The sequence below is a fragment of the Sorangium sp. So ce117 genome (assembly GCF_051524395.1).
Taxonomy (GTDB): Bacteria; Myxococcota_A; Polyangia; order Polyangiales; family Polyangiaceae; genus Sorangium; species Sorangium cellulosum_B.
This window is the reverse complement of sequence record NZ_CP150309.1, coordinates 3,075,957-3,088,778: the sequence shown is the minus strand read 5'-3', so window position 1 is coordinate 3,088,778 and position 12,822 is coordinate 3,075,957. Positions and strand designations below refer to the sequence as shown.

Below are 12,822 nucleotides of genomic sequence, written 5' to 3'. Positions count from 1 at the left end.
CGTCGCCCGCCGCGACCGAGGAGCGGCGGCCGGGCACGAGCGGCGCCGAGCCGCCGGCGCGGCCCCGATCGCGGATCAGGCGACGGAGGACGCCGGCCGGCGGTCGGGCGCATTCGCGGGTGTGGCGCCGAAGCGCGTCGCCACCAGGTAGTCGCACCAGCGCTCCACGCTGGTGTGGATCGGCGGCATCACCAGACCGACCGCGCGGGCGTGGGCTTCGGCCGCGCTCGTGTCATACGCATCCTCGGCGAGGAACGACAGGCTCTCTCGCGTCACCCCGGTGAGCGCCTCCGGCAACAGGCGCACCAGGCCGAGGGGCAGCATCGACGCCGGGGGCCTGCGCCTCAGGTGGGCGGCGATGCCGCGGACCAGCGCGGGCAGCCGCGGAGTCGCCTGGTCGAGGACGCAGAGGTCCTGTTCCGCGGTCTCCGGGCGCTCGGGCACGCTCGCCAGGAAGCGCGCCAGGTAGTCGACCGTCACCAGCGGCAGGAAGGTGCGCTCGCTGCCGACAAGGGCCGGCAGGCGGCCCCGCCAGAGCTGCTCGACCATCTCGCCGACGCCCGTGAGCTGCGGGGTCTCGCCGGTGCGCGAGTCGCCGATGACGCTGCTCGGATGCACGGCCGTCCAGCGCAGCCCGCGCTCGGCCGCGAAGCGGCGCACGGCGAGGAACGACTCGTGCTTCGACCCCTCGTACGCGCCGTGCTGGCGGTAGAGCCGGTCCCGCGCTCGCTGCGTCAGCACGCTCTCCGCGCCCGGCCGGGCGCTCGCGTGCATCATGCGGTAGCCGCCGAGGTAGACGAAGCGCCGCAGGTGGGGCCGCCCGAGCGCCCACTCGGCCGCGTGCAGCGAGCCCTCGACATTGCAGCGCCGCGCCTCCTGCACGCCGAGCCCGAAGGCGAAGCGCGCCGCCAGGTGATAGACGTCGCGCACCTGCTCGAAGCGCTCCGACAGACCGAGCGACGCCGCCTCGACATCGCCCTCGACCACCAGGAGCCGCCGCGAATCGCCGCCGTGCGCGTCGACGAACGCGGAAAGCTCGGCGGCCCGCTGCCGCGCCCGGCGCACCGGCGCTGCCACGGCCTTCGTCCGGGTCAGCTCGGCCAGCAGCCAGCGCCCGATGAACCCCGAACCCCCCGTCACCATGACCTCGACGTCGCACGCTCTCATAGGCGCCCAGCATGCGCCGCTGGACCCATGAGGAAAATGGGATGTATCTCATGCCAGGCATGAGCGAGATCGATGTCCGGAGCATCAACCTGAACCTCCTCCCCGCCCTCGAGGCGCTGCTCGTCGAGGGCAGCGTCAGCGCCGCGGCGCGCCGCGCCCACGTCAGCCAGTCGGCGATGAGCCACTCCCTCGCGCGCCTGCGCGAGCTCTTCGGCGATCCCCTCCTCGTCCCCCTCGGCCGCGGTCTCACCCCCACGCCGCGCGCGCTCCAGCTCCGCGCGGCCCTGCCCGCCGCCTTCGAGCAGCTCCGCCGCGCCCTCGCATCCCCCGAGCCCTTCGATCCGCGCAGCTCGGCGCGCACCTTCCGCGTCGCCACCGTCGACTACTTCGAGCTCACGACGCTGCCCGACGTGCTCGACCACCTGGGCGAACACGCCCCCTTCGTCCGCCTGGAGATCGAGCGCTTCTCCCCTGACGTCACCCCCTCCCTGGTCCTCGGCGAGATCGATCTGGCCCTGTTCGGCGCCTCGCAGCCGGTGCCGGCCGCCGGCCTCCGCCGCGCCCCGCTCTACCAGGATCCCTTCGCCGTCATGGCCCGTAAAGGCCACCCGGCGATCAAGCGCCGCCTCGATCTCGACACCTATGTCGCCCTCGGCCACGTCCTCGTCAGCGTCGAGGGCCACCGCGACGGCGCCGTCGACCGCGCCCTGGCCCGCCTCGGCAAGACCAGGCGCGTGGCCCTGCGCCTGCCTCACTTCATGTCCGCGCCCCTCGCCGTGCGCAGCTCCGACCTCCTCTGCACGATCCCGAGCAGCGTCGCCCACCGCGCCCGCGAGCTCTTCGGGCTTCGGGTGTTCGCGCCCCCCTTCGAGCTGCCCGCCGCCCAGGTCGTCGCCGTGTGGTCGCAGCGCCACGACGACGACCCGGCGCAGCGCTGGTTCCGCGACCTCTTCTTCTCGGGCCGCGCCCTCTCGCCGCGCCTGCGGGCCCTGGTCCGAAGGGGCGCGGCTTGATCGGGGGATGTTCTAGATGGGATGAGGCATCCTGGGCATGAGAGGGGGCATGACGGTCGGATCACCACGGCGGCGGCGCCGGTGCGAGGGTGTCATTCTTGGCAGGGTAAGGAGTGCCATGAACATCGAGGAGCTGACTCTCGTAAATCCATCGAAACAGCGACTCGCAGCGTGCACCGGTCGACCTTGACGACCTGGCGCGGAGAGGGCTCGTGAGAGCTGCCTTCCCAATGCAAGAGCTCGTTCGGCGGCAGGCCGTCAAAGCAGCGAACCGGCTGCACGTCCGTGCGCATCTCGCAAGAATCGACATTTCGCAAGAACCGAGAACAGTCCATCTGAGCGGTACGCGCGGCGCACGAACGTTACGAAAAGTAGCACAAAATCAGCTTGAAGACGACCGGCAAAGTGGGGAATAACTTCGGAGGCGCGCGCGGGTCGGGCCCTCGTCCGCCATCCCACCGCCCGACCCCAGCGGGATCCTGTTTCACGACACCTCACGAGGAGCGCTCGATATGCGTCTACGCACTGCACGTCCCACGATTTCTTTGGCTTTGTTCGCAGTGCTGCCTTGGATGCTCGCCGCCTGCGGCAGCGAAGGCGGTTCGGAGGATCCCAGCGGTGCAGGAGGAAGCCCTGCAGCCAGCACGGGGGGCGTCGGCGCCAGCGGCAGCGGCACCGGAGGGACGCCGACGGGCACGGGTGGACCGTCCTCTTCGAGCGGTACCCCGACCGGGACGGGCGGCGACGCGACGACGAGCCAAGCCAGCACCGGGGGCGGGGGCCCGGCCGGAACGGGCGGAGCGCCGGGAACCGGTGGTGCCGGGGGCAGCGGCGACGGCGGCAACGCCGGGAGCGCCGAGTGGGGCGAGGTGGAAAACCCTGGAGCCGGGTGCACCGTCGGACCGATGCCGAGCGTCTCTTCGCTCACGGGGAACGCGAAGCTGCCGGACCCCTTCAAGAAGATGGACGGCAGCCGCATCGCCAGCAAGAGCGAGTGGGCCTGCCGGCGCGAAGAGATCCTCCAGCAAGCCTACAAGTTCATCTACGGCGACAAGCCCGTCCCGGCAAAGGGAGCCGTGACCGGTACCGTGAGCACCAGCAGGATCACGGTCGAGGTCAAGGATGGCAGCGGCAGCGGCTCGTTCAACCTCACCGTGAACATGAACGGGGCGACGGCGCCCGCCCCGGCCATCATCGGCTACGGCGGCCTGAGCGGCATGCCGGTTCCGAGCGGCGTCGCGACGATCACCTTCTCCGCGATCGAGTCGACGGGCACCAGCGGCGCGAAGAACGGGCCGTTCTACAGCGTGTACGGCTCGAACCATCCCGCGGGGTACCTCACGGCACAGGCCTGGCAGATCAGCCGCGTCCTCGACGTCCTGGAGCAGAACCCCGGCGTCATCGATCCGCGCCGGGTGGGTGTGACGGGTTGCTCACGCTGGGGCAAGGGTGCCTTCGTCGCCGGCGTGCTCGACAACCGCATCGCCTTGACCATCCCGGTGGAGTCGGGTCTCGGGGGCACGATCGGCCTGCGCCTCGTCGAGGTGCTCGATAGCTACAGCGGCTCCGAATGGCCCTATCATGGCATCAGCTACGTCCGCTGGCTCTCGGAGGTGGCGCTCGGTCAGTTCACCACGGGCAATAACGCCGGGGCCGACAACACGAACAAGCTGCCCGTCGACATGCACGAGATGATGGGCCTCATCGCTCCGCGCGGCCTCTACATCGTGGACAACCCGAGCACCATGTACAACGGGCTCGATCGGAACTCGGCGTGGGTCACCGCCAACGTCGGCAAGATGATCTTCGAGGCGCTCGGCGTCGGAGACCACATGGCCTACACGGGCGCAGGTGGGAGCCACTGCAGCTGGCGCTCGCAGTACACTGCATCCCTCAACGCCATGGTCGACAAGTTCCTGAAGGGCAACGACGCCACGGCGACGGGCAATTTCGCCACGGACCTGCCCAACAAGCCCAACCACCTTGACCACATCGACTGGACGGCGCCGACGCTCGCCGGCGAGCTTTGATCCAGCGCGGAGGTAAACACATGAACCCTAGCTCGTTCCTCTCTCTCGGGATCGTCCTGGCCCTGACGCTGGGCGCCTGCGGCCCTGGCGAAGACGGTGACGCCACGGGCGGCACCGGAGGTGGTGGAGCCTCGGGCGCCACGGTGGGCTCGGGCGGCCAGAGCTCCGCGGGAGGCGCCGGCGGCACGCCGGAGACCGGCAGCGCCTCATCGGGCGGCGCCAGCGGCGGCACGACGTCGACCGGCGGCGCGGGGCCGAGCGGCAGCACCTCCAGCGGCGGTGGAGCCGGAGCGGCCACCAGCGGAGCGACGGGGTCGGGCGGCGCTCCGGGTGGCGGCTGCACGCGCGAGCTCCTGGATGGCCTCCTGGACGACTACTTCGCCGCCCTCGCCGCCGGGGATCCTTCCAGCCTACCCCTGGCACGAGGCGTGAAGTTCACCGAGAACGCCGTGCAGGCCGAGATCGGCACGACGGACTTCTGGAAGAACGCTGGCGAGGTGAAGCATTCCCAGCGTGCCCTGGATACCGAGGCGTGCAGCGTCGGCGCTCAGGCGGTGATCCCGGAAGGCGGGAGGGATCTTCCCGTCGCCCTCCGCATCAAGGTCGAAGGCTCGGAGATGACGGAGATCGAGACGATCGTCGTCCGCCCGGGCGACTACACGGCATCCTTCTCGGTCGCCTCGAATCCCGCCGCGATCATCGCCATCTCGGACGACATCGGCTGGCACGACGAGGTCCCGGAGGCCCAGCGGGCCACCCGGGAAGAGCTGACGAGCTGGATCGACAAGTACTTCCGCGCGTTCCCCTCCGGCGTCTGCAACGTCACGGGAGACTGCAAGCGCCTGGAGAACGGAGGCGGCAACTTCGCTTGCGGCGCCGGAGCCTCCTGCAGCGCCGGCGATCCTGGGTCCGGCGGCACCTTCACCCCGCGCGTCATCCTGGCCGACGAGGTGCGCGGCATCGCCATCGGCCTCACCATCTTCGACTTCCAGACGGACGGGCATCTGGACATGCACATGATCAAGATGTCCGGCGGTCGGGTGCACGCCGTCCACGCCATCCTGCGCGACACGAACGGCATGTCCGGCTGGGAGTGATGGCGACCTCCCTCGCCGCTCGCGTCGAACGGCGACGCGGCGGCTGAGGGCGCCCCGTTGGGCCACACCGGAGCCGTCCTCGGCGGCGAAACAGGCGGAAGCTACCAGAATCGCTGCTGTTCCCGACGCGCTCAGGATGGCGCCCGGAGGCCTCCATCTTCCTGGCGCTGCTCATGGCGCAACGCATGCGTAGCTCTCCGCGCGCCCGCGGTCGCCCTTGCCGTCCCATTGCGCCATCAAAGGGTGGGGACAGAGGAGACGCGTGGCCGGCGTGGCACCGCTCGCGTTGGTCCCCGTGCTCGCGAGTAGCTCATCGGGCACCTTGGCGCCTTCGACCCAGTCCACCAGCGCTGCTTCGATCGCGCGAGGATTGACCGCGCGCGGATCGTCGGGACCGGGCCCGCCGAGACAATGGAGCATCCCGGGCACCATGAAGAGCCGGTAGAAGTCGGCGGTGTCTCCCATTTTCGCACGCACCGATTCGAAGTACCGGATCGAGTTGCGGGGCGGGATCGCGGGATCCGCCCACCCGTGGACCTGGATTAGCTTGCCGCCGCGCCGCCGGAATCGCGAAAGGTCCGGATCGCTTGCGTCCAGGATCGACGATACCTTCGCCTGCGTCGCGGTGAGGTCGGCGTCGAAGTCGAGCTTCATGAAGTCGTACTGAGGATCGTCGAACACGACGTTCGAGAAGAAGGTGCTCGCGAACTTCGTCCACTCCGCGCTCCGGTCATCCGCGGTCTGTCCGGTGATCCACTGCTGCCAACTGCCCGGCTCGGCCTCGTACCCAGGCTCGTAGCCGGCAACGATGGGCTCGCCCGTACGCGAATTCTTGGGCCCCGCGTAGATGGCGCGCGCCGTCTCGACCTGGGCGGCCGTAAGACAATCGTCATTCTCAGCGCCGTTGCACTGCACCACCGCGGGGTCGAAGCGGCAGTCGAGCGGGTTGTCGATGACCCCGTCGCTCGCGGCGCAAGCCTTTCGCGCCGCGGCCTGGAGCACCTGCAGCTTCGGAGGCGAGAGGTAGTGCGCCGCGTCGCGGTGCAAGGCTTGCTGCGCCCACACCCCGCCGAAGAAGACGTTCGTCCAGTTGTTGGCAGGCGCGATCGCCACGATGCCATCGAAGTCGTCGGGGTAGCGCTGCGCCTCCATCAGCGCTTCGCGGCCGCCGTCCGAGCAGCCGAAGAAGTAAGACCGCGACGGCGCCTTGCCCGTGTACGCGAGGACGATGGCTCTCGCCGCATCGGTGGTCTCTTTGAGGGCACGATGCCCGAAGTCCACGACCTTCTCGGGGTGCCCCAAGGCCCACGTCGCGTCGCTTCCGTCGGGCGAGGAGTGACCGCCGTCGGTGCCGGCCGCCGCGTTGCCAGCGGAGAGCATGCCCAGGATCGAGCCCTCGCGGATCCTGCCTGCGAATCCGCCGTTGCCGACCTGGACGAAGCGGCCATTGAACGCCGGCCCCTGCGGAATGGCGACGAGGAACCGGATGGTGGAGTCGGGCGTCGGGCGGGACGTGCCGAGGACCCGGCACGAGGCGGGTAGCGCCGCCTGCTCCGCGGACGCATCCGACGCGGGCACGACGTGCGCGTCGTCGATCGTCACGTGCGGCAGCGACAGGCTGCGTAGGCCCTCGCAGTCGCCGGGCGCGACCGCATCGCTCGAAGCTGGGGTGGGCTGAGGGGATCCGGCGGTGTCGTCAGGGGTGCCCGCGCCACAACCGTGCAGCGCGAGGGAAGCGAAGAGCGAAGCCAGCCTTGCTTGAGCTACTCCTCGACCAGCGCGAAGCCGAGTCCGCGGGATGCACCTACGATTCGAGACCTTCTTGTTATGCTTCACGTGAAGACCGCCCTTCCGGCCGCCGTTGCGGCCAGGATTGGAGCGTATGCTCGCCGGGCCGTTTCGGAAGGTGTGCCGAACGCACTTGATACTTGCGCTAGACGCCATCCCAGTGACGAAGGTCCCTTCAGCGGCCCGTGACGCAACTCGATCCTGCATGCGACGCTGGCGACGGGCTCAAGCCGTCGTTATAGTTGCCTTGCGATGGCCGATGCTGATCTGAACCTCCTGACCGCTCTCAACGCTCTGCTCGCCGAGGGGAGCGTGGCTGGCGCGGCACGGACGCTCGGCATCAGCTCGTCCGCCATGAGCCGCACCTTCGCGCGCCTCCGCGCCGTCACGGGCGACCCGCTGCTGGTCCGCGCTGGACGAGGGCTCGTGCCGACGCCGCACGCTGCCCAGCTCCGCGAGCGGGTGCGGAATCTCGCCCGCGAGGCGCACGCGGTGCTGGCACCGGCCCCCTCGGCGCTCGACCTCGCACGTCTCGAGCGCACGTTCAACCTTCGCGCAGGCGATGGGTTCGTGGAGGTCGTTGGTCCCCGGCTCATCGCTACGGTCATGGACGCAGCCCCGAAGGTGCGACTGCGCTTTGCGCCGAAGCCAGACAAGAACGTGCAAGCGCTGCGCGACGGAGCGATTGATCTAGAGATTGGCGTCCTCGGCGCGAGTTGTGCCAGAGCGTGACAGCCATGCCACACGCAAGAGCTGGAGTGCCCGGGCTTTTGTTCGGCGGCCCTCATCTTGCAATGCCGTTGCGCAGAGGAAGGTGAATTATGAGACTCTCAGCAAGGCTCTTGGCGGGTGTGGTCCTGTCAGCGCAGATGTTCTCCTGTACCGTGGATGGGGACGGTGGCGAATGCGTCAGCCCCACGCAGAACCTCGACACGGCGTATGAGCCAGGCGCGGTCGGCTGCGCCTGCACCGACGCCGACGAGGACGTGTGCGTCGATGACAGCAGCGGGCGCGGCGTCGCCCTCGTCTGCGACGCCGGACGCTGGAAGGCGGTCGTGGATGGCCCGTGCGCGCCTCCCCCGCCCGTGTGCTTCAGCCCCACCCAGAACGTCGATAAAGCGTATACGCCGGGCGCCGTCGGCTGCGCCTGCGCCGACACGGACCAGGACGTGTGCGTTGAAGACAGCACCGGGCGCGACGTCGCCCTCGTCTGCGACGCCGGGCGCTGGAAGGCCGTCGAGGATGGCCCGTGCGCGCCTTTCCCTCCCGTGTGCTTCAGCCCCACGCAGAACCTCGACACGGCGTACGAGCCAGGCTCGGTCGGCTGCGCCTGCACCGACGCGGACGAGGACGTGTGCGTCGATGACAGCACCGGGCGCGGAGTCGCCCTCGTCTGCAACGACGGGCGCTGGGACGCCGTCGAGGATGGCCCGTGCGCGCCTCTCGCTCCCGTGTGCTTCAGCCCCACGCAGAACCTCGAGAGGGCGTACGATCTCGGCGCGGTCGGCTGTGCCTGCGCCGACACGGACGAGGACGTCTGTGTCAAGGATAGTCACGGAAGAGCTGTCGCCCTCGTCTGCGAGGGCGGAGCCTGGCTCGCCGTCCTGGATGGCCCGTGCGGCGGCCGCTGAGGGACTGCTCGATACCAGCGCAGGGCGCGCTCCCGCCGATCGCCGCGTCGCCCCCTGGACGCGCCCCGCGCGCGTCCGCTGGAGGCCGCCGCGGGGGATTGCCCCTTATATACGCCCTGTACGTACTCGGTGAGCATCTTGATCTCGGCCTCTTGCTCGCGGCTCGCCCAGTGCACGAGATCGCCGATCGAGATCATGCCGACCACCCGCCCGCCCTGATGTGCGCGAGGTTTGCTGCGCTACACTTCTTCGCGCTGCGATCCGGCTTCTTTTACCTACGCGCTGATCGAGCGCCGGCACCGGCGGCGCACCCTGTTCCTGCCGCCGCAGACTGTGGAGTGAACGCGGCCCCGTTGACGACGCGGCGACGGAGGGCGCCCCGTTGGGCCACATTGGAGCCGCCCTCGGCGGGGAGACAGGCGGAAACCAGGAAAATCGCTACTGTTTCCGGCGACCGCTCGTCATCGACCGATGTTTCTGGCGGGGTTTCTGACACGCGGAATCAGCGCAGGCGCAGCTGCACCCCCAGCATCCCCGTGAAGCCGCCCTTCGGCAGCGCCGCCTCGGGTTTCGGGCGGACGCGGAGGTCGGTCTGGTGGATCCGCACGAACGCCTCGGCGCTCCCGAGGAGGGCCACGCTGCCCTCGGCCGGCCATACGAGGTCGATCGCCGTGCGGGTCCCGAGGGTCCACGCGTGCCCTGTCTCTTCGGGCTTCTTCGGGTCGCCCGGGGAGGCGATCACCCAGTCGGCGGCGGCCTCGATCCTCGCCCGGACGAGCGCGTCGAGCGGCACGATGGGCGCGGCGATGCCGCCGCCGCCCCCGAGCGCGAGCCACTGCACGGACAGCCCCGGGGCCGGCTCGCGCAGGGCCGTGGCATAGGACGCCGAGAGGGTCCCGAAGAACCCCGAGCGCCGGTCGAGCGCCGTGGCCATGACCCAGGCGCCGGCGCGGGCGGGGCCCGCGGCGCCGGCGGGGCCGCGATCGAGCCCGTTGCCGACGAGCCCGCCGGCGGCGAGGAACCAGCCCAGCGGGCGCGGCGGCGGCGCGGCGGCGACCGCCGGCTCGATGCCGGCCGCCGCCGCGCCGGTCGGCTCGGGCGGCGCCGGGGCGCCGGCGCGCTCCGACGCCAGGGCCGCGACCAGGAGCCCCGCGGTGCGGTAGCGGTCGGGCAGCGGATCCTCCTCGCGGAACTCGATCTCGCGCGACGACAGCGTGCCTTCCGGGGCGCCGACGGAGGCGACGTCGACCCGCAGGCGGCGGTGGTCCGGGCCGTCCAGCCAGACGACGGCGAGCGCCCGGACCGGGGTCCCGGCGCGCTTCGGGTCGCCGAGCGCGCACCCGCCGCCGCCGGCGGCGCGGGAGCACGCCTCGACGAGGAGCGCCGGGAGCTCGCCATGCACGGCAGGGCCCGACGCGATGTCGACGACGATCGGGGCCGGCACCAAAATCTACCCGGGACCGACGCTACCGAGCGGGAGGGGCGAAGGCAAGCCGCAGGCGGCCGCCGCCGGGATGACCGACCCCACGTCGACGCGCAGGTCGAGGACGACCCGACGATCGTCGCGGGTTTGCTCGAGCGCATCCAGGCGGCGATCGAGGAGCTGAAGCGCGACCTCCGGACCAGGACCGGATCGCGAAGGCGGCGGCGGCCGCGCCTCCCGCGGCCACACGAACGTCGAGCTCGCCAAGCAGCGCGCCCGGGACCGGATGGCCGCGGCGCGCAGGGAGCTCGAGCAGCTCAAGGCGAGCGCCGAGCAGCGCCGCCTCGCCCGCGCAGACAGCTTCCGGGTGGCGCTCGTCGGCTACACCAACGCGGGCAAATCGTCGATCATGCGCCAGCTGACGGGCAGCGACGCCCTCGTCGAGGACAGGCCCTTCGCGACGCTCGGGACGACGGTGCGCCAGCTCTCGCCGCCGGCGACGCCGGCCGTGCTCGTCGCCGACACGGTGGGGTTCATCCACCGGCTGCCCCATGCACTGGTCGCCTCGTTCCACTCCACGCTCTCCGAGGCGCGGGAAGCGTGGCTCCTGCTCCACGTGGCCGACGCCGCCGATCCGGCGTTCCGCTCGCAGATCCGCGTGACGGAGCAGGTCCTCGCGGACATCGGCGCCGCGGAGACGCCGGCGCTGCTCCTGCTCAACAAGGCGGACCGCCTGGGTCGCGAGGAGCGCGACGCGCTCGCCCGCGAGCACCCGGGCGCGCTCCTGATGAGCGCCCTCGATCACCGGGACGCCGACGCGCTCCGGGCGCGGATCGAGGCCTTCTTCGCGCAGCACCTCGTCGAGCAGACCGTCTCGATTCCCTACGATCGTCACGGCGTGCTCGCCGAGCTGCGCGATCGGCTCCAGGTGGTCCGGGAGGAGTATGGCGACGCAGTCTCCGTCACGGTCCGCGGCACCCCGGAGGCGCTGGGCAAGCTCGCGGCGCGGCTCTCCGGCGGATGACAGCGCGATCCTGCCAGTCCTGACGAGCGCCCCTGGTGAGTTCGAAGCGCTGGGGGCACCTGACGGGAGGCGGGGAGGCGAGGGATGGGGCTCAGTCGTTCAAACCATCAGGTTCGATGGTCTCCACCTCTCGCCTCTCCACCTTGGTCTGGATACATCTCTCGCCTTCCCGTCCCCCTGTGTAATCTCTCTCCTCCCCGCCTCCTCGCCTCCCTGTGTACTCTCTCTTGCTCTGCCTCAGACCGCCCTTCGCGCGGCCGAAGCCTAGGCCGTTAGACGAGCTCACGCATGTTCTGACCATTCCAGGGAAGCACCTTGACGCTCGCGTGCGTCACGGGCTAGACGGAAGGTTGTCATGAACGCAAAACACCTCGTGGCCTATGTCGACGTCGACGATACGCTCGTCCGTTCCTTCGGTTCGAAACGGATCCCGATGCCGGCGGTCGTCGAACACGTGCGCCAGCTCCATGAAGAGGGATTCGTGCTGTATTGCTGGAGCACGGGTGGCGCCGACTACGCCGAAAACTCCGCGCGCGAACTTGGCATCGAGCGTTGCTTCATGGGCTTCCTGCCCAAGCCCAACATCCTCATCGACGATCAGGCGCCCGCCGACTGGCGCGGGCTCGTATGCGTGCATCCGAACGAAGCGGTATCGAAGAGCGCCCATGACTACGCCGTCCTCGTCGCCGCCGGCCGAAGCGGAGCGATGCGGTGCTCGACGTGACCGGCGCTCGGCCGCGCTCCTTCGCGGAGCTCGCGCGCGAGCACGCGTCGAGCTGGCTCCCGTAGGGCTGCGGCGAGCTTCCCCGGGCGAGGTCGTCAGGGGCGGGCGCCCTCGCCTTCTGGTCGGCCGCAGTGACGCGTCGGCGACGCCTGTGGTGCCCTCGAGAGCCGCCAGCGCTATCCTGCGGGCATGTCCGGAGCCGCTTCCGCCCGTCGCCTCGCCACCGCGGACGATCTGTTGGCCATCCCCGAGCGCGAGCGTTTCCACGAGGTCATCGGTGGCGAGCTCGTTCGCAAGGCCATGCCGAGCGGCCCGCACGGGCGCGCCCAGCTCCGGATCGGGAGCCGGATCAGCGGCCCCTATGACCGGCGGCCCGGCGGCCGCTGGCCCGGTGGCTGGTGGTTCGCGACCGAGGTCGAGGTCGAGCTGGAAACCCATGAGGTCTACCGTCCCGATGTGACGGGGTGGCTGCGCGAGCGCTTGCCGGAGCTGCCTCGGGAGGTGCCCATCCGGGTACGGCCGGACTGGGTATGTGAGGTGCTCTCGCCGTCGAACAGCCGCAACGATCTGTTCAAGAAGCTCCGAACCTACCAGCGCTGCAAGGTGCCCCACTACTGGATCGTCGACCCGGAGACGGAGACGCTCATGGTCTACCGGTGGACGACAGAAGGATATCTGCTGGTGCTGGCGGCCGAGCGGGAGGATCGGGTCAGGCCCGAGCCTTTCGATGCGATCGTCCTGAAAGTTGGCGCGCTGTTCGACGACGACGACGACGACGAGGACGAGCGGCAGCGGTGACGAACCGTGGCCCCGCGACGCGGAGACAAGCGCACCGCGAGGCAGGCGAGGGGCCCCTTGCGCCCCTTGCGCCCTTGCGGTTGAATTTGAGGTGATCGATCCTCTGGGATCGGTCTTCCGGTCCGCG

10 protein-coding genes and 1 pseudogene are annotated in these 12,822 nt (G+C 70.3%); 8 read left to right on the top strand and 3 right to left on the bottom strand.

The annotated features are described in order from the left end of the window. Window positions 1–75: 75 nt before the first annotated feature. Window positions 76–1,167, bottom strand: a complete 1,092-nt coding sequence (locus tag WMF46_RS11725; protein ID WP_437985690.1) for an SDR family oxidoreductase — start codon at window positions 1,165–1,167, stop codon at window positions 76–78. 59 nt (window positions 1,168–1,226) lie between these two features. Here WMF46_RS11725 and WMF46_RS11720 point away from each other — a divergent pair, with 59 nt between their 5' ends. The 3 genes from WMF46_RS11720 (at window position 1,227) to WMF46_RS11710 (ending at window position 5,307) form a co-directional block, all read left to right on the top strand. Beyond that, on the top strand, window positions 1,227–2,180 hold the full coding sequence (locus WMF46_RS11720) for a LysR family transcriptional regulator (protein ID WP_437985689.1): 954 nt from the start codon (window positions 1,227–1,229) through the stop codon (window positions 2,178–2,180). Between the two features lie 560 nt (window positions 2,181–2,740). Further along, the gene (locus WMF46_RS11715; protein WP_437985688.1) at window positions 2,741–4,210 is read left to right on the top strand and encodes a glucuronyl esterase domain-containing protein; all 1,470 of its coding nucleotides are present in this window, start codon (window positions 2,741–2,743) and stop codon (window positions 4,208–4,210) included. Between the two features lie 20 nt (window positions 4,211–4,230). Next, the gene (locus WMF46_RS11710) at window positions 4,231–5,307 is read left to right on the top strand and encodes a hypothetical protein (protein WP_437985687.1); all 1,077 of its coding nucleotides are present in this window, start codon (window positions 4,231–4,233) and stop codon (window positions 5,305–5,307) included. Window positions 5,308–5,478: 171 nt separating this feature from the next. On the opposite strand, the gene WMF46_RS11705 is transcribed toward WMF46_RS11710, so the two are convergent. Further along, window positions 5,479–6,909, bottom strand: a complete 1,431-nt coding sequence (locus WMF46_RS11705) for a tannase/feruloyl esterase family alpha/beta hydrolase (protein ID WP_437985686.1) — start codon at window positions 6,907–6,909, stop codon at window positions 5,479–5,481. A 438-nt stretch (window positions 6,910–7,347) separates the two neighbouring features. On the opposite strand from WMF46_RS11705, the pseudogene WMF46_RS11700 reads away from it, so the two are divergent. Then, window positions 7,348–7,806, top strand: a pseudogene (locus WMF46_RS11700) (LysR family transcriptional regulator); the annotation flags it as partial. 173 nt (window positions 7,807–7,979) lie between these two features. Next, window positions 7,980–8,726, top strand: coding sequence for a hypothetical protein (locus WMF46_RS11695; RefSeq protein WP_437985685.1), 747 nt, complete (start codon window positions 7,980–7,982; stop codon window positions 8,724–8,726). 502 nt (window positions 8,727–9,228) lie between these two features. Here WMF46_RS11695 and WMF46_RS11690 read toward each other — a convergent pair. Next, window positions 9,229–10,170: a hypothetical protein gene (locus WMF46_RS11690; protein ID WP_437985684.1), complete on the bottom strand. Its 942-nt coding sequence runs from the start codon at window positions 10,168–10,170 to the stop codon at window positions 9,229–9,231. Between the two features lie 265 nt (window positions 10,171–10,435). Between WMF46_RS11690 and WMF46_RS11685 the strand changes: the two genes are divergently transcribed. The 3 genes from WMF46_RS11685 to WMF46_RS11675 all read left to right on the top strand — a co-directional run bounded on the left by WMF46_RS11685 (window position 10,436) and on the right by WMF46_RS11675 (window position 12,695). After that, window positions 10,436–11,173 (top strand): HflX GTPase family protein, encoded by a 738-nt coding sequence (locus tag WMF46_RS11685; RefSeq protein WP_437985683.1) that lies wholly within the window; start codon window positions 10,436–10,438, stop codon window positions 11,171–11,173. A gap of 355 nt (window positions 11,174–11,528) precedes the next feature. Then, complete coding sequence (locus WMF46_RS11680) at window positions 11,529–11,897, top strand: DUF705 domain-containing protein (protein WP_437985682.1); 369 nt, start codon at window positions 11,529–11,531, stop codon at window positions 11,895–11,897. Between the two features lie 189 nt (window positions 11,898–12,086). After that, entirely contained in the window at window positions 12,087–12,695 is a 609-nt protein-coding gene (locus WMF46_RS11675; RefSeq protein ID WP_437985681.1) for a Uma2 family endonuclease, read from the top strand. The last annotated feature ends 127 nt before the right edge of the window (window positions 12,696–12,822 follow it).